The organism is uncultured Ferrimonas sp. (assembly GCF_947489035.1).
Taxonomy (GTDB): Bacteria; Pseudomonadota; Gammaproteobacteria; order Enterobacterales; family Shewanellaceae; genus Ferrimonas.
The window spans coordinates 1-200 of the sequence record NZ_CANLCI010000106.1 but is presented as its reverse complement, the minus strand read 5'-3'; the positions used below and the strand labels follow the sequence as shown (position 1 = coordinate 200).

Sequence of the window (200 nt, the reverse complement as noted above, 5' to 3'; positions counted from 1 at the left end):
TGGTGCTAATACCCAGAGTCGAACTGGGGACCTCACCCTTACCAAGGGTGCGCTCTACCAACTGAGCTATATCAGCAAAACTTTATGAAAAAAGCTCGTCTCAAGGAGACGAGCTTTTCTCTGAATAAGTGTCTGACGATGACCTACTCTCACATGGGAACTCCCACACTACCATCGGCGCAACTGCGTTTCACTGCTGA

At 49.0% G+C, this 200-nt stretch carries 1 tRNA gene; it reads right to left on the bottom strand.

The window, feature by feature from the left end:
* Positions 1-76: transfer RNA gene (locus tag Q0796_RS18285), tRNA-Thr, on the bottom strand.
* Positions 77-200: the final 124 nt, after the last annotated feature.